The organism is Pseudomonas carassii, assembly GCF_036324045.1.
Classification (GTDB): Bacteria; Pseudomonadota; Gammaproteobacteria; order Pseudomonadales; family Pseudomonadaceae; genus Aquipseudomonas; species Aquipseudomonas peradeniyensis.
On the sequence record NZ_JAZDCT010000011.1, the window covers coordinates 90555 to 108467 of the forward strand.

At 63.9% G+C, this 17913-nt stretch carries 15 protein-coding genes and 1 pseudogene; 7 read left to right on the top strand and 9 right to left on the bottom strand.

The annotated features are described in order from the left end of the window. Window positions 1-129: 129 nt before the first annotated feature. From V0R62_RS10695 to fabB, 5 genes are all read left to right on the top strand, one after another. Window positions 130-2277: a TonB-dependent receptor plug domain-containing protein gene (locus tag V0R62_RS10695; RefSeq protein WP_330103707.1), complete on the top strand. Its 2148-nt coding sequence runs from the start codon at window positions 130-132 to the stop codon at window positions 2275-2277. Beyond that, window positions 2277-3167 carry an ABC transporter substrate-binding protein gene (locus V0R62_RS10700; protein WP_330103708.1) on the top strand — a complete coding sequence of 297 codons (891 nt, stop codon included), beginning with the start codon at window positions 2277-2279 and terminating at the stop codon, window positions 3165-3167. Before V0R62_RS10695 ends, V0R62_RS10700 begins: the two co-directional genes overlap by 1 nt. Beyond that, a complete protein-coding gene (locus V0R62_RS10705) occupies window positions 3164-5092 on the top strand; it encodes a response regulator (protein ID WP_330103709.1) in 1929 nt (642 codons plus the stop codon). The genes V0R62_RS10700 and V0R62_RS10705 overlap by 4 nt, the downstream gene beginning before the upstream one ends. Window positions 5093-5298: 206 nt before the next feature. Continuing rightward, complete coding sequence (fabA, locus tag V0R62_RS10710) at window positions 5299-5814, top strand: 3-hydroxyacyl-[acyl-carrier-protein] dehydratase FabA (protein WP_102684717.1); 516 nt, start codon at window positions 5299-5301, stop codon at window positions 5812-5814. Between the two features lie 11 nt (window positions 5815-5825). Further along, the gene (fabB, locus tag V0R62_RS10715) at window positions 5826-7046 is read left to right on the top strand and encodes a beta-ketoacyl-ACP synthase I (RefSeq protein ID WP_050706509.1); all 1221 of its coding nucleotides are present in this window, start codon (window positions 5826-5828) and stop codon (window positions 7044-7046) included. Between the two features lie 90 nt (window positions 7047-7136). Here the strand turns inward: fabB and V0R62_RS26795 are convergent, their stop codons facing one another. The 3 genes and pseudogenes from V0R62_RS26795 to V0R62_RS10725 all read right to left on the bottom strand — a co-directional run bounded on the left by V0R62_RS26795 (window position 7137) and on the right by V0R62_RS10725 (window position 9884). Then, on the bottom strand, window positions 7137-8000 hold the full coding sequence (locus tag V0R62_RS26795) for a methyl-accepting chemotaxis protein (RefSeq protein ID WP_404940847.1): 864 nt from the start codon (window positions 7998-8000) through the stop codon (window positions 7137-7139). Continuing rightward, a pseudogene (locus V0R62_RS26800) lies at window positions 7992-8762 on the bottom strand (MCP four helix bundle domain-containing protein); the annotation flags it as partial. The pseudogene V0R62_RS26800 and the gene V0R62_RS26795, both read right to left, overlap by 9 nt. Window positions 8763-8876: 114 nt before the next feature. After that, on the bottom strand, window positions 8877-9884 hold the full coding sequence (locus V0R62_RS10725) for an amidohydrolase family protein (RefSeq protein ID WP_330103711.1): 1008 nt from the start codon (window positions 9882-9884) through the stop codon (window positions 8877-8879). A gap of 109 nt (window positions 9885-9993) precedes the next feature. Here V0R62_RS10725 and V0R62_RS10730 point away from each other — a divergent pair, with 109 nt between their 5' ends. Next, entirely contained in the window at window positions 9994-10857 is an 864-nt protein-coding gene (locus tag V0R62_RS10730) for a pirin family protein (protein WP_330103712.1), read from the top strand. A gap of 115 nt (window positions 10858-10972) precedes the next feature. On the opposite strand, the gene V0R62_RS10735 is transcribed toward V0R62_RS10730, so the two are convergent. From V0R62_RS10735 to V0R62_RS10750, 4 genes are all read right to left on the bottom strand, one after another. Beyond that, window positions 10973-11698 carry a dienelactone hydrolase family protein gene (locus tag V0R62_RS10735; RefSeq protein ID WP_050706513.1) on the bottom strand — a complete coding sequence of 242 codons (726 nt, stop codon included), beginning with the start codon at window positions 11696-11698 and terminating at the stop codon, window positions 10973-10975. A 153-nt stretch (window positions 11699-11851) separates the two neighbouring features. After that, window positions 11852-13756: a molecular chaperone HtpG gene (gene htpG, locus V0R62_RS10740; protein ID WP_330103713.1), complete on the bottom strand. Its 1905-nt coding sequence runs from the start codon at window positions 13754-13756 to the stop codon at window positions 11852-11854. A gap of 94 nt (window positions 13757-13850) precedes the next feature. Continuing rightward, window positions 13851-14309 (bottom strand): PaaI family thioesterase, encoded by a 459-nt coding sequence (locus tag V0R62_RS10745; RefSeq protein WP_330103714.1) that lies wholly within the window; start codon window positions 14307-14309, stop codon window positions 13851-13853. Continuing rightward, window positions 14306-14782, bottom strand: coding sequence for a PaaI family thioesterase (locus tag V0R62_RS10750; RefSeq protein WP_330103715.1), 477 nt, complete (start codon window positions 14780-14782; stop codon window positions 14306-14308). Before V0R62_RS10750 ends, V0R62_RS10745 begins: the two co-directional genes overlap by 4 nt. Before the next feature lie 136 nt (window positions 14783-14918). Here V0R62_RS10750 and V0R62_RS10755 point away from each other — a divergent pair, with 136 nt between their 5' ends. Continuing rightward, window positions 14919-15194: a hypothetical protein gene (locus tag V0R62_RS10755; RefSeq protein WP_050706517.1), complete on the top strand. Its 276-nt coding sequence runs from the start codon at window positions 14919-14921 to the stop codon at window positions 15192-15194. 67 nt (window positions 15195-15261) lie between these two features. Here the strand turns inward: V0R62_RS10755 and V0R62_RS10760 are convergent, their stop codons facing one another. After that, window positions 15262-16011: a DUF599 domain-containing protein gene (locus tag V0R62_RS10760; RefSeq protein ID WP_330103716.1), complete on the bottom strand. Its 750-nt coding sequence runs from the start codon at window positions 16009-16011 to the stop codon at window positions 15262-15264. Window positions 16012-16229: 218 nt separating this feature from the next. Then, the gene (brnQ, locus tag V0R62_RS10765; RefSeq protein ID WP_330103717.1) at window positions 16230-17543 is read right to left on the bottom strand and encodes a branched-chain amino acid transport system II carrier protein; all 1314 of its coding nucleotides are present in this window, start codon (window positions 17541-17543) and stop codon (window positions 16230-16232) included. Window positions 17544-17913: the final 370 nt, after the last annotated feature.

The window sequence follows — 17913 nt, forward strand, 5'->3', positions numbered from 1 at the left end:
AACCAGTGCGTATGCATCGTGGGGCCAGCCGGCGGCCACGCAACCCACACACCAGAGTGGTAGGGAAAGCCCGCAATGCGGCAATAGGCCATCCGCCGATCACTGGCAAAAGCCGTAGGGTCGGTTAACATGCCTGATTCATTTCTGAAACAAGGCCGTTTCGTGTTTCCTGGCACGCCACCGTACCCTCGCCTGCTGTTGCTGACTGCCCTGCTGGGCAGCCCCGCCGTGGCCGACGACCTGTTCATCGACAACCAGGACCTGCCGCAGGTTCTGACCGCCACGCGCCTGAAACAATCCCCGGCGGCGGTCCCGGGCAGCATGACCGTGCTCGACAGCGAGCTGATCCGCGCCAGTGGCGCCCGCGATATCCCCGAGCTGCTGCGCCTGGTGCCGGGGATGATGATCGGCTACGGCGCCGGCAACCAGCCGACGGTCAACTACCACGGCAGCAACGTCAGCGACGCCCGGCGCATGCAGGTGCTGATCGACGGCCGCTCGGTGTACCGAGCAGGCCTTGCCACGGTGGACTGGAGCGATATCCCGGTGGCGATCGAGGACATCGAGCGCATCGAGGTGTTCCGCGGCCCCAACACCGTCAGCTACGGCGCCAACGCGCTGATGGCGGTGGTCAACATCCTCACCCGCAACCCAGCCGACAGCCACGGCACGCGGGTCAAGCTGACCCGCGGCCAGGATGGCATCAACGACTACTACGCGAGCCAGGGCTTTGGCTGGGACGGCGGCGACCTGCGCCTGTCGCTGTCCGGGCAGCAGGACGATGGCTTCGACCAGGACCAGTTTGGCCGCGACTACCGCGACAGCCGCCGGCTCAACCGCGTCAACCTCAACGCCAGCCACACCCTGGCGCCGAACCAGACCCTGGAATGGCAGCTGGCGGCCAAGGAAGGCAGCAACCAGCGGCCCTATACCTACCAGCCGGTGTTCGGCAACTACCGGGCCGGCGACAACGCCGATGTCAACGCCAAGGATTACGCAGGTTCGGTGCGCTGGAACATCGACCTGAACCCCGAGCACAGCCTGTATGTGCAGGGTTCGGCCCAGCACTTCGACCGCCAGCAGGTGTGGCGCGCCTGTGATGCGGCGATCGCCTTCAGCCCGGAGCTGACCCGCCTGTGGCAGCTCGACCCGAACTTCGCCGAGAAGGTCGCGCGCAACCTGTTTACCGGCAACCTGCCCAGCACCACAGACCCGGTGCTCGGCTCACTGATGGGCCAGGTGCAGAACCAGTGGGCCAACGGTGGCCGCAACACGGTCTGCGGCGACGTCGACCAGAGCACCCGCGAGACCCGCTACGACCTGGAAATCCAGGACACCCTGAGCCTGACCGACAGCCTGCGCCTGGTCACCGGCATGAACTACCGCTATGACAAGGCCGACTCGCAGACCTACTTCAACGGCAGCATCGACGACCAGACCTGGCGCCTGTTCGGCCAGCTCGAATGGCGCATCGACGAACACTGGATCGTCCAGGGCGGGGCAATGCACGAGCACTCGCAGCTGTCGGGCAACTCGCTCACGCCACGAATGGCGGTGAACTACCTGATCACCCCGCGCCATGGCCTGCGCGCCGTGTATTCCGAGGCGATCCGCTCGCCGGACATGTTCGAGAACAACGTCAACTGGAGCTACACGGTCAAGAACCTGTCGCCCAACCTGTATGGCCTGCAGAACGGCGAATATTTCGTCAAGACCCGCGGCCCGGGCAACCTCGACCAGGAGCGCATGCGCTCGCGTGAGCTCGGCTACAACGGCTATTTCACCGACATCGACCTGAGCATGGACGTGAAGCTGTTCTACGACGAGATCACCGGGATGATCAGCGAGCCGTTGAAGAACAACCAGTACATCGCCAGCAACGCCAACAAGGCGCGCTTCAGCGGCAGCGAGGCGCAGTTCGACTGGCGCGCTACCCAGCGCGACCGTCTGCGACTGACCTACGCCTACGTCGACGCCTGGGCCAGCAACCCCAACGACCGGCGCCTGAGCGCCCGCAACAGCGGTTCGGCCGGCTGGCTGCGCGACTGGGGCGAAGACTGGTCCAGCGCCCTCTTCTACTACGGTGACGACGCCCTCAACGGCTATCGTTACGAGCGGGTCGACCTGCGCCTGGCCAAGCGCTTCAAGGTGCAGGGCAGCAACCTGGAACTGGCCGCGCTGTGGCAGCAGCGCCTGGATGACGAGCCGGTCACCCTGGAACAGAACCGGTACGACAGCCGCCACCGCCTGAGCGTCAGCGCGGAGCTGGAATTCTGATGGTCCGTCTGCTGCGCCTGTTGCTGTTGTGCCTCTGGCCCCTGGGATCGCTGTCCGCCAGCGAAATCCTGCTGGTGGGCGCCGAGGACCAGCCCGGCATCCGCAGCTTCGTCACGGCCCTGGAAAAACGTCGCCCCAACGACCAGGTGCGGTTCCAGACCGTCGAGCAGTTGCCGAGCCCGGGCAAGCTCAAGGCCGACACCCGCCTGATCCTGCTCGACACCCCGGCCCTGGAGTGGCGCCTGGGCGAAACTGCGGGGCCGGCGGCGCTGGCGCTGCGGGTCAGCCGGGTCCAGGCCGAGCAGCGCCTGGGTGCCTCGCGCCCGGCCTACCTGACCCTGCTGTGGAGCGACCCACCCCTGGCCCGGCAACTGCGCCTGACCCGTTACCTGTTACCGCAGGCACGGCGCATCGGCGTGCTCTACGGTGAACACAGCCGCTTCCTGCTCGACGAGCTGCGCCAGGCCGCCAGTTCACTGGGCCTGGAAATCGTCGCCCAGGACTGGCCCGACCTGCGCGACAGCCGTCCCCTGCAAGACCTGCTGGGCAATAGCGATGTGCTGCTCGGCCTGGACGATCCTGATCTGTACAACTCCAAGTCGGCCAAGAACGTGCTGCTGAGCAGCTATGGCCGGCAGATGGCGCTGATCGGGCCTAACGTCGGCTTTGTCCGCGCCGGCGCCCTGGCAAGCACCTACAGCGATCAGGACGACTGGCTGGCGGTGCTTGGACAACTGCTCGACCTGCCACCGACCCGCTGGCCACGCAGCCTCTACCCCGCGCACTTCGGTGTCAGCGGCAACCAACAGGTGGCCCGCGCCCTGGGCCTGGAGGCGATCGACCCGGTCGCCGCCGCCCTGGCCCTTGCCGAAGGAGCCTCCATCCCATGAGCAAGCGCCTGAGCTGGGACATCCACACCCGCACCCAGATCATCAGCCTGGGCCCTGCCCTGTTGCTGACCCTGCTGCTGATCAGCTTCTTCACCTTCGTGCGGATCCAGGACCTGCGCCAGGAACTCAACCACACCGGGCAACTGATCGCCAACCAGCTGGCGCCGGCCTCCGAGTACGGGGTGATCTCGGGCAACAACGAAGTGCTCGAGAGCCTGATGCGCGCCACCCTGAGCATTCCCCACGTGCGTTTCCTCGAGGTGCAGGACAGCCGCAACCATATCCTGATGTATGTCGAGCAACCCGATGAAAGCCACAGCCGCGCCCAGCGCGTCGAGGTGTTCCAGGCGCCGATCCGCCTGCAGCAGATTCGCCTGGACAACGACTTCCTGCAGGGCAAGGCGCCAGCGCCGAGCATCGGCGACGATTATCTCGGCCGGGTGATCGTCGGCATGTCCGATGACGCCTTCAGCCAACGCCAGCAGGAGATCGTGATCAAGGCCGCGATCCTTGCCCTGTTCGCCTTGCTGTTCACCTTCCTGCTGGCGCGGCGCCTGGCCACCAGCCTGTCCAAGCCGATCAGCGACATGGGCCACGCGGTCCGGGCAATCCAGCAAGGCGACTTCAACGCGCCGCTACCGGTGGTCGACGACAGCGAGCTGGGCCACCTGGCCCGGCACATCAACAACCTGGCCAGCGCCCTCGACCAGGCCGCCCACGAACAGCAACAAGCCATGGGCCAGCTGATCCAGGCCCGCGAGGAGGCCGAGCAGGCCAACCGCGCCAAGTCGGACTTCCTGGCGATGATGAGCCACGAGCTGCGCACGCCCATGAACGGCGTGCTGGGCATGCTGCAACTGCTCGAGACCACCGAGCTGACCAGCGAGCAGGCCGACTACACCGCCGTGGCCAGCGAATCCACCGGCCACCTGCTCAAGGTGATCAACGACATCCTCGATTTCTCGCGGATCGAGCGCACCAACCTGGAGCTGGAGCACATCGACTTCAACCTCGGCGAGCTGATCACCAGCAGCGTGCTGTCGTTCCAGCACAGCGCCCAGCAGCGCAACCTGGACCTGCGCCTGCAGTTGCCGCCGGGCATGAACGCGCTGCAGGTGGTGGGCGATCCGACGCGGATCCGCCAGATCCTGCTGAACCTGGTGGGCAACGCGCTGAAATTCACCGAGCGTGGCGAGGTGGCCATCGAGGCGCGCTGGCAGGTGCTCGACCGCCAGTTGATCTGGCTGACCTGCACCGTGCGCGACACCGGCATCGGCATCGACAGCAACCGCCTGGAGATGATGTTCGTGGCCTTCCAGCAGGCCGACAACACCATTTCCCGGCGCTACGGCGGCACCGGCCTGGGCCTGTCGATCGCCCGCACACTGGCCGAGCGCATGGGCGGCCAGCTGCGCGGCGAGAGCCGCGAGGGGTTGGGCTCGACCTTCACCCTGGAGATGCCGCTGGCCCTGGCCAGCGCTCCCGCCGCCCTGCCCGGCGCCGCGCCCCGGGACAGCACGACGGACGCAGGCGGCGGGCGGGTCCTGCTGGTGGAGGACAATCCGGTCAACCAGAGCGTCATCGAAGCAATGCTGCGCAGCCTCGGTTTCGAAGTGAGCCTGGCCATGGACGGTGCCCAGGCGGTCGATATGGTCGGCCAGCAGCGCTTTGCCGCCGTGCTGATGGACTGCCGCCTGCCGAATGTCGACGGCTACGAGGCCACCCGCCGCATCCGCCAGTTGCCGCGCACCGAGGGCCTGCCGATCATCGCCCTGACCGCCAGCGCGCTGCAGGGCGACCGCGAACGCTGCCTGGCAGCCGGGATGAACGATTACCTGAGCAAGCCGTTCAAACGCACTGATCTGCAACGCATCCTGCAGCGCTGGTTGCCGGGTCGGACAGCCGCGACTGGCGATAAATGCTAAATTGCGGCAGTCTTAAGGACTGGACAGGACCGCCTCAGGGCCGGAAAATAACATTTCAGTGCACACCTGTACTTCTTTTGCCAGGTGCGCTGTGACTTTCACCACAACGCAATAGTCTACCTGTAGGCTGCCGCCTCGAATGCCAAGCGCTTCGGGCCGGCCGGGAAGATTCATCCCCTGCCGCAGGGGGTTATTGAGGAGCTCGCATGACCAAACAACACGCCTTTACTCGGGAAGACCTGCTGCGCTGCAGTCGCGGTGAGCTGTTCGGCCCCGGTAATGCGCAACTGCCCGCCCCGAACATGCTGATGGTCGATCGCATCACCCATATCAGCGAGGAAGGCGGCAAGTTCGGCAAAGGTGAATTGGTCGCCGAGCTGGATATCAATCCGGACCTGTGGTTCTTCGCCTGCCACTTCGAAGGCGATCCGGTGATGCCGGGCTGCCTGGGCCTGGATGCCATGTGGCAGTTGGTCGGTTTCTTCCTCGGCTGGCAGGGCCTGCCGGGCCGTGGCCGTGCCCTGGGTTCGGGCGAAGTGAAATTCTTCGGCCAGGTATTGCCTACCGCCAAGAAAGTCACCTACAACATTCATATCAAGCGCGTCCTGAAGGGCAAGCTGAACATGGCCATCGCCGATGGCTCGGTCAGCGTCGACGGTCGCGAGATCTACACCGCCGAAGGCCTGCGGGTCGGCGTGTTCACCTCCACTGACAATTTCTAAGGGTTATTCGCATGCGCCGCGTCGTGATCACTGGTCTGGGCATCGTATCGTGCCTGGGCAATGACAAAGCTACCGTCACCGAAAACCTGCGCAACAGCCGTCCGGGTATCCGTTACAACCCGGAATACAAGGAAATGGGGCTGCGTAGCCAGGTTTCCGGTTCCATCGACCTCAACCTCGAAGAGCTGATCGACCGCAAGGTCTATCGCTTCGTCGGCCACGCCGCCGCCTACGCCTACCTGGCGATGCAGGACGCGATCAAGGACTCGGGCCTGACCGAAGAGCAGGTTTCCAACCCGCGTACCGGCCTGGTTGCCGGCTCCGGCGGCGCTTCCACCCTGAACCAGATGGAAGCCCTGGACACCCTGCGCGAAAAAGGCGTCAAGCGCGTCGGCCCGTACCGTGTCACCCGCACCATGGGCAGCACCGTGTCGGCGTGCCTGGCCACTCCGTTCAAGATCAAGGGCATCAACTACTCGATCTCGTCGGCCTGCGCCACCTCCGCGCACTGCATCGGCACCGCCCTGGAGCAGATCCAGTGGGGCAAGCAAGACATCGTCTTCGCCGGTGGCGGTGAAGAAGAGCACTGGAGCCAGTCGTTCCTGTTCGACGCCATGGGCGCCCTGTCGACCAAGCGCAACGAAACCCCGGAACTGGCCTCGCGCGCCTACGACGCCGACCGTGACGGCTTCGTCATCGCCGGCGGCGGCGGCATGGTGGTGGTCGAGGAGCTGGAACACGCCCTGGCCCGTGGCGCCAAGATCTACGCCGAGATCGTCGGCTACGGCGCGACTTCCGACGGCTACGACATGGTCGCCCCGAGCGGCGAAGGCGCGATCCGCTGCATGCAGCAGGCGCTGTCCACCGTCGACACCCCGATCGACTACCTGAACACCCACGGCACCTCCACCCCGGTCGGCGACGTCGCCGAGATGAAGGGCGTGCGTGAAGTGTTCGGCGACAAGGCACCGAAGATCAGCTCGACCAAGAGCCTGTCGGGCCACTCGCTGGGCGCCGCGGGCGTGCACGAGGCGATCTACTGCCTGCTGATGATGGAGAACAACTTCATCGCCGGCTCCGCCAACATCGACGAGCTGGACCCAGAGGTCGCCGACCTGCCGGTACTGCGCAAGACCGAAGAGAACGCCAAGATCGACACGGTCATGAGCAACAGCTTCGGCTTCGGCGGCACCAACGCCACCCTGGTGCTCAAGCGCTGGACTGGCAAGTGATCGCTTGATCTGCTGAACGAGAACGCCCGGACCTTGGTCCGGGCGTTTTTGTTTGTGCTGCCGGACGAATCACATCCACCTGTAGGAGCGTCAGACAGAAAACCGCTGTACCAGGGTGTTCAGGTCCACCGCCAATCGCGACAGCGCCTGGCTCGCGGCGGACGTCTCCTCGGCCCCCGCCGAGGACTGGTGCGCCAGGTCGCGGATGGTGGTCAGGTTGCGGTCCACCTCCCGCGCCACCTGGGCCTGCTGCTCCGAGGCACTGGCGATCACCAGGTTGCGTTCGTTGATCTGGCCGATGGCTGCGGCGATCGCCTCCAGCGCCTGGCCGGCGGCATGGGCGCCGTCGAGGGTCGAACGGGCCTGGGCGTCGCTGTGCTGCATGCCCTGCACGGCCCGCTCGGCGCCGCTGCGGATGGCAACGATCATCTGCTCGATCTCCTGGGTCGAGGTCTGCGTGCGATGGGCCAGCGCCCGCACCTCGTCGGCGACCACGGCGAACCCGCGCCCGGCCTCACCAGCCCGCGCCGCCTCGATGGCGGCATTGAGCGCCAGCAGGTTGGTCTGCTCGGCGATCGAGCCGATCACATCCAGCACCTTGCTGATGTCGTGCACCTGCTGGGCCAACTGCCCCACCTCTTCGGCGTTGCCCGCCACGCCATTGGCCAGCGCCTCGATGGCGGTGACCGTGGCCTGCACCTGCTCGCGCCCACGGCGGGCGATCTGGTCGGACTCGCGGGAAGCCTCCGAAGTGGCCACCGCATTGCTCGCCACCTCCTCCACCGCCGCCGTCATCTGGTTCACCGCAGTCGCGGCCTGCTCGATTTCCATGCTCTGCTGCTGCAGACCACGGGTGGCATCCTCGGTGACAGCACTCAACTCCTCCGACGCAGAAGCCAGCTGGCTGGCCGAGTCGGAAATCCGCCCGATGGTCTCGCGCAGGCTCTGCTGCATGCTCTTGAGCGCCGCCAGCAGGCGCGCCGGCTCATCGTCGCCCTGCACGGTGATCTGCGGCGTGAGGTCGCCCGTGGCGACCGTCTCGGCCACCTTAAGTGACTGCCCGAGTGGTCGCACGATGCTGCGGGTCAGGGCCAGGGCGAGCACCACGGTGAGGCTCAGGGCGATCACCAGCAGCACGCCGACCCACACCTTGGCGCCGTTGTACACGGCCTCGGCCAGGTCGGTGGCGGAGTTGGCCTGGTGGTTGTTCAGCTCGATCAGCTCGTTGAGCGTGGCCGTCATCTGGTCGGCCAACTGGTTCATCTCGCCGTTGACCAGCGCCGCTGCAGCCTGGACATGCCCATCGGTGGCCAACTGCACCACCTGCCCCTGCAAGGTCATGTATTGACGCTCCAGGACCTGGTAGCGGTCGAACAAGGTCCGCTCCTCGGGCAGCACGATCAAGGCGTCGTAATGGCTCTGGGCCTTGCTCAAGCCACCTTTGATTTCTTCTATGCGGGTACGGTTCAGCTGCTGGGCGGCCGGCTCGGTGTTGACCAGCAGGCGCAGGGTCAAGGCGCGGATGCGCAGCATGTCCTGGGTCATGCGGCCCACCGAGATCACGCTCGGCAGCCAGTTGTTGTCGACCTGCTCGGACTGCTGGCGCATGCTGGTCATCTGCTGCAGCGCGAAGCCGCCCAGCGCCACCACCAGCAGCGCCATGATGCCGAAGCCCAGTCCCGCGCGCGGGGCGATATTCAAGCGTCTCAGGCTCATTTCCAGGATCCCTCCCAAAAGCGTTGTTCCGTCGCTTAATGAAGGTATCGGGCCGCCTGGAAATTGCGTAAGACGAAAAGGCGATATCAAAAAGCTATCTACTGCTATAACGCGCTACTTCGCCGCTTTTGGCAGCAGATTGACAAAATTTGTCCGACTCACCTGCTCCGCCACCGCTGCCGGCAAGGCATCGAGGAAGGGGTCGAAACCGTGCATCTGCTCACCCAGGCTGTCGAACCGCCCCACAAGATCGGAGCCGAGCACGAAGCGCTGCGGGAAGCGCTCGACCAACGCCAGCCAGTCCTGGCGCGGCGCACCCTGTGGATCCAGCAGGTAGGGCTCGAGCACACTCCAGGACAGGTCGACGTACAGGTTCGGGTAGTCCTCCAGCAGGCGGGTCAGCACCGGCAGGAGAAAATCCATCTGTTCCTGGTGCCGATGGATCTCCAGACTGCTGCCGGCGTGAGCCCAGATGAAGCGGGTATGCGGGTGGTTGCGCAGCGGTTCCTCGATCTCGGCCAGGTACAGCGGGTTGCGTTCGCGCTTGGAGGTGATGTTCGAATGCAACAGCACCGGCAGGTCGCGCTCGGCAGCCAGGTGATAGATACGGGTCATGGCTTCATTGTTGGCCCGCGGCGTATCGCCGCTGGTCAGGGCGGTGAGGTCGTCATGGCGGGTGAATACTTCGCCGATGCCCTGCCACAACCCCGGATAGAGGTCGAGCATGCGCTCGATATGACTGACGGCGTTCTTGTCCACCGGATTGAAGCCGGTGAGGAACGGGTGGAAGCGACGGCGTTGCTCCGCTGGCAGCTTCTGCAACGCGGCGGCGACATACAGGTCGGTGGCGCTGTACCAGTAGGCGTCAGCGTCGTCCCCGGCGTAATAGCGAGGGCGCTTGGGCTCATCCTCATGCCACTTCTTGGCCACCGGGATGCCGGAGATCATCGACTGCTCAACCCCGGCCGCGTCCATGGCCTTGAGCAGCGCCGGCATGCCCTCGGTTTCCTGGAAGAAGTCCACGTAGTGCAGGTGCGCATCGCTGTAGCGGTAGTCGCGGGCCTGCGCGGCGTCGAACAGGCCTGTGCTCAGCAACAGGCAAGCCAGTGTGCGGGCGATCATCGAAGCCTCCTTTGCCGGTCCCGCAAGAGTAGACCGGACAGCACCCGCGACGGTTCAGCCACGGACGGTGAAACGCTATGCTTGCAGGCATCCCTCAAGGAGTTTCGCCATGAGCAGTCCCCTGGTCATCCGCCCACGTGCCGAATCGGTCGAGGGCCAGCCGATCCTGCGCCCGCTGCCCTCGGCGCAGTGCCGCAGCGTCGGCCCTTTCGTGTTCTTCGACCATATGCTGGAAACCGACTACGCGCCGGGGCATGGCATGGACATTCGCCAGCATCCGCATATTGGCCTATCCACCCTTACCTACCTGTTCGAGGGTGAAATCCAGCACAAGGACAGCCTGGGTTCGGACCAGCATGTACAGCCGGGGGATGTCAGTTGGATGACCGCCGGCGCAGGCGTGGCGCATGTCGAGCGCACGCCGGCAGAAGTGTTTCGCAAAGGCTCGCGCCTGCATGGACTGCAGGTATGGCTGGCTTCCCCGCAAAGCGCCGAACAAGGGCCGGCGAGCTACAGCCACCACCCGGCGGCCAGTCTCCCGGTCAGCGACAACCTGGGCGTGCAGATCCGCATGATTGCCGGCACTGGGTTCTGCCTGACATCACCGGTGCCAGTGCTCTCCCCTACCCTCTATGCCCATGTGCACATGCAGCCGGCCACCACCCTGATCGTGCCCGACGAGCACGAACAGCGCGCGTTGTATCTGCTCGAAGGTGAGTTGATGCTAGATGATGAGGAAGTCGAGCCATGCAACCTGATCGTGCTGCCCGAGGGCGAAGAGCTGGTGTTGTATGCCGAGGAAACGTGCCAGTTTGTACTGATCGGCGGCGCGGCATTGGACGGACCGCGGCGGATGAACTGGAATTTCGTCGCCAGTGATCCGGAGTTGATCGAGCGAGCGCGAGCCAAGTGGGCTGCGGGGGATTGGCCGACGGTGCCGGGGGAAACTTCGAGAATCGAGTTGCCTCGCTGAATTGGGGCTGCGTTGCAGCCCTTTCGCGACACAAGGCCGCTCCTACAGAAATACGCGCCCCCCTGTAGGAGCGGCCTTGTGTCGCGAAAGGGCCGCAAAGCGGCCCCCTGCGGTATCAGCGCTGGAACACTTCCTTGAGCAGGTTATGCATCGAGCGGAACGCCCGCTCGGACGTACGCCGGTCATACTGCATCTTGCCCGGCACATTGGCATTCGGGTCGGTGAACGAGTGCACCGCACCGCCATAGCTAAGCAACTGCCAGTCGACTTTAGCGGCATTCATCTCCTCCTCGAAGGCCGGTAGCTGCTCTTTGGGCACCAGCGGGTCAGAGGCACCATGCAGTACCAACACCGAGCCTTTGATACGCTTGGCATCCTCGGGGTTCGGCGTGTCCAGGGTGCCGTGGAAGGAAACGGCGGCCTTCAGGTCGGCACCGGTACGAGCCAGCTCCAGGGCGCAGCAGCCGCCGAAGCAGAAGCCGAAAGTGGCTACCTTGCCGGGCTCCAGCAAGGCCTTCGATTGCCCCACCAGTTGCGCCAGCGCCTCCTGCATGCGCTTGCGCAGCTCGGCGCGATCGTTCTTCAGCGGCATCATCGCCGCGCCCGCCTCGTCGGCATTGGACGGGCGCACCGACTGGCCGTACAGGTCGGCAATCAGCACCACATAGCCTTGCTCGGCCACTTCCTTGGCGATACGTTCGGCGCCCTCGCCGATACCCATCCAGTTCGGCGCCATCACCAGGCCCGGCTGCGGCAGCGCGCCCTGGGTGTAGACCAGACGGCTTTCGTAGGCTTTGCCTGACAGGTGATAGACCAGCGATTCGACGATGACCTTGCTCATTCAGCTCTCCTTGGGCTTCACGGGTCAGCACATGATAGATGTATTCGTGGGAGCGGGCTTGCCCCGCGAAGCAGGTATCGCGGGCCCGCTCCCACAAGTGAGTCCCCGCCAGAAACGAAAAAGCCCGCCGAAGCGGGCTTTGTCTGCGTCAGATCAAGCGGACAGCTCGACCAGCAGCTTGTTGAGGCGACGCACATAGGCCGCCGGGTCCTTCAGGCTGTCGCCGGCCGCCAGGGCCGCCTGGTCGAACAGGATGTGCGAAAGCTCGGCGAAGCGGTCTTCGCTCTGCTCGCCATCGAGCTTCTCGATCAGCGGGTGGGTCGGGTTGAACTCGAAGATCGGCTTGGACTCCGGCACCTTCTGCCCGCTGGCTTCGAGGATCTGGCGCATCTGCAGGCCCAGGTCCTGTTCGCCGATGGCCAGGATCGCCGGCGAGTCGGTCAGGCGGTGCGAGACTCGCACCTCGGCCACGCTGTCACCCAGCGCGCCCTTCAGGCGCTCGACCAGGCCTTCCTTGTCCTTGGCAACTTCTTCCTGGGCCTTCTTGTCCTCTTCGGAGTCCAGCTTGCCCAGGTCCAGGTCGCCACGGGCGACGTCGACGAAGGCCTTGCCATCGAACTCGCTGAGGTAGCTCATCAGCCACTCGTCGATGCGGTCGGTCAGCAGCAGCACTTCGATGCCTTTCTTGCGGAAGACTTCCAGGTGCGGGCTGTTCTTGACCTGGGCGTAGGACTCGCCGGTCAGGAAGTAGATCTTGTCCTGGCCTTCCTTGGCGCGCGCCAGGTAGTCGGCCAGGGCAACGCTCTGCTCGCCGCTGTCGTCATGGGTGGAGGCAAAGCGCAGCAGGCTGGCGATCTTCTCCTTGTTGGCGAAGTCTTCGGCCGGGCCTTCCTTCAGCACCTGGCCGAAGTTCTTCCAGAAACCCTTGTACTGCTCGGGTTCGTTCTTCGCCAGCTTCTCCAGCATGTCCAGCACGCGCTTGGTCAGCGCGGTCTTCATCGAATCGATGATCGGATCCTTCTGCAGGATCTCGCGGGAAACGTTCAGCGACAGGTCGTTGGAGTCGACCACACCCTTGATGAAGCGCAGGTACAGCGGCAGGAACGACTCGGCCTGGTCCATGATGAACACGCGCTGCACGTACAGCTTCAGGCCGCGTGGCGCTTCGCGCTGGTACAGGTCGAACGGTGCGCGGGCCGGCACGTACAACAGCGAGTTGTATTCGAGCTTGCCTTCGACCTTGTTGTGGCTCCAGGCCAGCGGGTTCTCGAAGTCATGACCGATGTGCTTGTAGAACTCCTGGTATTCCTCGTCCTTGACCTCGGTACGCGAACGGGTCCACAGGGCGCTGGCGCGGTTGACGGTTTCCCACTCCTGCGCCGGCTGCTCCTCACCCTCGGCGGTGGACTGCTCCTTTGGCAGCTCGATCGGCAAGGCGATGTGATCGGAGTATTTCTTGATGATGTTGCGCAGGCGCCAGCCATCGGCGAACTCGTCCTCACCCTTTTTCAGGTGCAGGACAATGCGGGTGCCGCGCTCTGGCTTGTCGACCGTGGCAACTTCGAAGTCGCCCTCGCCCTTGGACGACCAGTGCACGCCTTCGGCGGCCGGCAGGCCGGCGCGACGGCTGAACACATCGACCTTGTCGGCGACGATGAACGCGGAGTAGAAGCCCACGCCGAACTGACCGATCAGGTGCGAGTCCTTCTTCTGGTCACCGGTGAGGTTCTTCATGAAGTCGGCGGTGCCGGACTTGGCAATGGTGCCCAGGTGGGCGATGACGTCTTCGCGGCTCATGCCGATACCGTTGTCCTCGAGGGTCACGGTATTGGCGGCCTTGTCGAAGCTCACGCGGATCTTCAGTTCGGCGCCACCTTCAAGCAGCTCGGGCTTGGCCAGGGCCTCGAAACGCAGCTTGTCGACGGCGTCGGAGGCGTTGGAGACCAGCTCGCGCAGGAAGATTTCCTTGTTCGAATACAGGGAATGGATCATGAGGTGCAGCAGCTGCTTTACCTCGGTCTGGAAGCCCAGGGTTTCTTTTTGAGTCTCCACACTCATGGTCTTCAAAACTCCAATCTGTTGGTTGTTGGCGCCTGGCGGCCGTCTGGCCTGCTTTTGATGGCGGATGTCCAACAGATGGGGGCAGCCCTGACTATTTCAAGGGCTTTTCCGGTTCGATCTTGAAATGCGCGCGCGCCGTGGCAATCGGCGTGTCGCGATCGCCCTGCCAGGCGGTGATCGCCACGTTGGTCACCCTCCGCCCTTGGCGCCAAAGCTGACACTGGGCATAAGTGTCACGAAAATGTCCGGCGCGCAGGTAGTCGATGGAGAAATCGATGATCTTGGGGATGCTCGCGCTCTCGCTGTAGATCAGCAGGTAGAGCGCCGCGGACAGCTCCATGAAACCGGCGATGACGCCACCATGGATCGCCGGCAGCAACGGGTTGCCGATGTTGTCGGGGTTGGCCGGAAGGCGGAACAGCAGGTCGTCGTCCTGGCGCTCGCATTCGATGCCGATCAGCCCGGCATACGGGATCAACGCCAGCAGGGGCTGGTAGTCGCCCCGCGCGTGGGCCTGGTTCAGCTGTTGACGGATATCGGCGGGAATCACGCGCGGCCCTCCTTGAGGCTGTTGCCGAAGCGGATGCCGCCCTTGACGTCCTGCCCCAGGCGCATGAAGGTGCCGACCACTTGGCAGATCGGTTTCGAAGGGTCGTCCTGGTAGGCGGTGCCACGGGTGAAAATGACATCGCGGGTCACCCGGTAGCATTGGGCGTGGCCGTAGATATCCTTGCCCGCCTCGGCCGGGTGCATGTAGTCGATGCGCAGGTCCAGGGTCGGGCACACCTCGAAACGCGGCAGCGCGCAGAGCGTGGCCATGCCGCAGGTGGTATCCATCAGCGTGGTCAGCACGCCACCGTGTACCGCGCCGTTCTGCGGATTGCCGACTATAACCGGCGACCAGGGCAGTACCAGCGTCATGCCGTCGGTGTCGGCGTGGTGCACACGCATCTGCAATACCTGGCAATGTTTCAGCGCCGAGAGAAAACGCTCGGCCATCGCCATCAAAGGCGTCTCGTTCATTTTCCCTCGCTGCATAAAATGAATAAAAAGTCTATATAGGCCAGACAGTTATATATCTGTAACCTGCGTGGAACTTATTCGCCATCGGCGAACTCGAAGGAACAAGTAAAGTTATTCCACCCAGGAGAAACACCCCATGCGTAAACCTTTTGCTTTTGCTCTGATGCTGGCCGCTGCCATGGGCCTGGCTGCTTGCGATAAAGCGAGCGAAGACAAAGCCCAGGACGCACAGCAACACGCCGAGCAAGCCCAGGAAAAGATGGGCGAAGCTCAGGATAAAATGAACGAAGCCGCCAAGGAAAACGCCGAAGCCGCCAAAGATCAGGCCGAAGCGCAGCAGAAGGCCGCCGAGGAAGCCGCGCCGACCACTCCAGCGCCGACCACTGCGCCTGCCGAGCCTGCCAAGCAGTAATCGCGCAGTACAAAAAAACCCGACAATGTCGGGTTTTTTTGTACCTGGAGTTTAACGCTGAAAGGCTTCAGCTGGTAATACCGGAAGTGTCCTTGCCTGCCTCGACCGAGACACTTTCGGTCGGTGTGAACACCATCACTTCCAGTACATGGGAGTGGAACTCGCGGCGATACAGGATGAATACCACGCCCACGCTCATGACCATGAACAACCAGGGGCTGATGAACCAGCTCAGCATGGCCATGCCGAAGTAATACGAACGCAACCCCAGGTTGAACTGGTTGGCGGCCAGCGACAGTACCCGCGCAGCCCGAGAGGCGAAAGCCTTGCGCTCGAGTTCGTTGACCAGGCGCTCGCCGATCATCGGCGCCGAGCCCACCAGCACGGCGGCGAAGTTGTATTGGCGCATGCACCAGCTGAAGGTGAAGAAGGCGTAAACGAACACCATCGCCAGGCACAGCAACTTGATTTCCGACATCCCTTGCGAGGCCTGCTGCACCAGTGGCAGGTCGGCCAGCAGCGACAGCGCGCGATCCGACGCACCGAGCACGGTAAGGATGCCGGCGAGGATGATCAAGGTACTGGAGGCGAAGAACGACGCGTTGCGCTCCAGGTTACCGATCACGCTGGCATCGGCGATGCGGTTATCGCGCAGCAGCATGCGGCGCATCCAGTCTTCGCGGTACAGGTGCAACACGCTGGCCAGGCACGCTGTGTCGCGGCCTTTCCAGATGGCATAGCGGGTATAGCCGCCCCAGCAGATGGCGAACCAGCAGGCGGCCAGGAGGTTGCCCAGGTTGTTTTGGATGAAGCTCATGCAGGAATCCCGTCAAAGAGAAACAGACCGGTTTTCGACGCCCGGATTCGGTAAAAGACACGCCATCCGGTGAAAATCGCCGATGCGACTTGCCCCGCGATAGCGTCGGTACAGCCCACAAAAAACCCCGCGCCTTTCGGCAGCGGGGTTTCGATATCCACCTTGGTCAGGCGCCCTTCGGCTTGTGGCCGGCGCCCTGCCCTTCGGGCTTCAATCCATCAAGCCAGCGCCTCGCGCGGCTTGCCCAGCATGCGGTCGAAGACCACGGCGGCGGCCAGGGTGACCACCGAAGGCACCAGCCAGGCCATGCCTTCGTTGCTGAACGGCAGGTGAGCCAGGGCGTCAGGCAGTACGTGGGCAAAGCTGCTGCCCTTGATGGCGTCGACAACGCCGAACACCAGCGACACCAGCATGACCGGGGCCAGGATGCGGGTTGGCGAATTCCACAGGTCCTTCACGAAGCTCAGGCCCACGACCACGATGCACGGCGGATAGATCGCCGTCAGCACGGGAATCGAGAACATGATCAGCTTGGTCAGGCCCAGGTTGGAGATCACCAGCGAGAAGCCGGCCAGGATCACCACCAGGGTGCGGTACGACAGCGGCAGGATCTGGCTGAAGTACTCGGCGCAGGCGCAGGTCAGGCCAACAGCGGTCACCAGGCAGGCCAGGGCGATCAGCACGGCGAGGAAGCCGCTGCCCAGGGAGCCGAAGGTGTGCTGCACATAGGCATGCAGGACCATCGCGCCGTTGGTGGCGTCGGCGGCGATGTCATGGCTGCCCGCGCCGAGGCGGAACAGGCTGACATACACCAGCACCAGGCCGACACCGGCAATCAGGCCGGCGATGATGGCATAGCGGGTGATCAGCTTCGGCGACTCGACGCCACGCGAGCGGATGGCGTTGACGATGACGATACCGAAGACCAGGGCGCCCAGGGTGTCCATGGTCAGGTAGCCATCGGAGAAGCCTTTGGAGAACGCAGCGGCGGCGTAGGCAGGCTGGGCCTCGCCAATGGTGCCGGCAGGCAGGGCGAAGGCCGCGATGCCCAGCACCGCCAGGGCGATGATCTTCAACGGCGCGAGGAAGCGGCCCACGGTGTCGAGCAGCTTGCCCGGGTACATGGACACGGCCAGCACCACGGCGAAGTACACAACGCTGTAGATGAGCAGCGCCACTGGACTCTCACCGGTCAGCGGTGCAACGCCCACTTCGAACGACACGGTCGCGGTGCGCGGAGTGGCGAACAGCGGGCCGACCGAGAGGTAGCACACGGCCGCCAGCAGGCCACCGAAGAACTTGCCGATCGGGCTGCTCAGGGCGTCCATGCCGCCACCGACCTTGGCCAGGGCGACCACGGTGATGACCGGCAGGCCCACGGCGGTGACCAGGAAGCCGAGTGCGGCCATCCACACGTGCGGACCGGATTGCAGACCGACGATAGGCGGGAAGATGATGTTGCCGGCGCCGACGAACAGCGCGAACGTCATAAAGCCAAGCGCCAGGATATCCTGGCCTTTTAACACTTTCATTTAAGGAAATACCACACTGCTGAAATCGGGAGTCGGAGGGGATTTCCCACAGGATGAAGGGAAATGCTGCCCGGCTTGGTGAGCCAGACCCGTTTAGCGTGTCGTTCCCTTTTGGGGTACGGGCACAGAGTGAACGCGTAGCCTACCTGTTTTGCCTGACAAACGCACTGGCACAGTGCTGCTTGTCCGATGTGCGTATGTGTTTGTCGTCTGGTTGAACGTGTTAGGCGACAATTTATTGCGGATTTGGGCAGATGTCTGGTTGAAAATCCTGATTGAAGGGATCGAATTTTCATAGGTGTGAGAGCGCGGATGACCGAAGAAAAACGACAAAGGCCACCCGAAGGTGGCCTTTGTGCGCGTGGGGGGG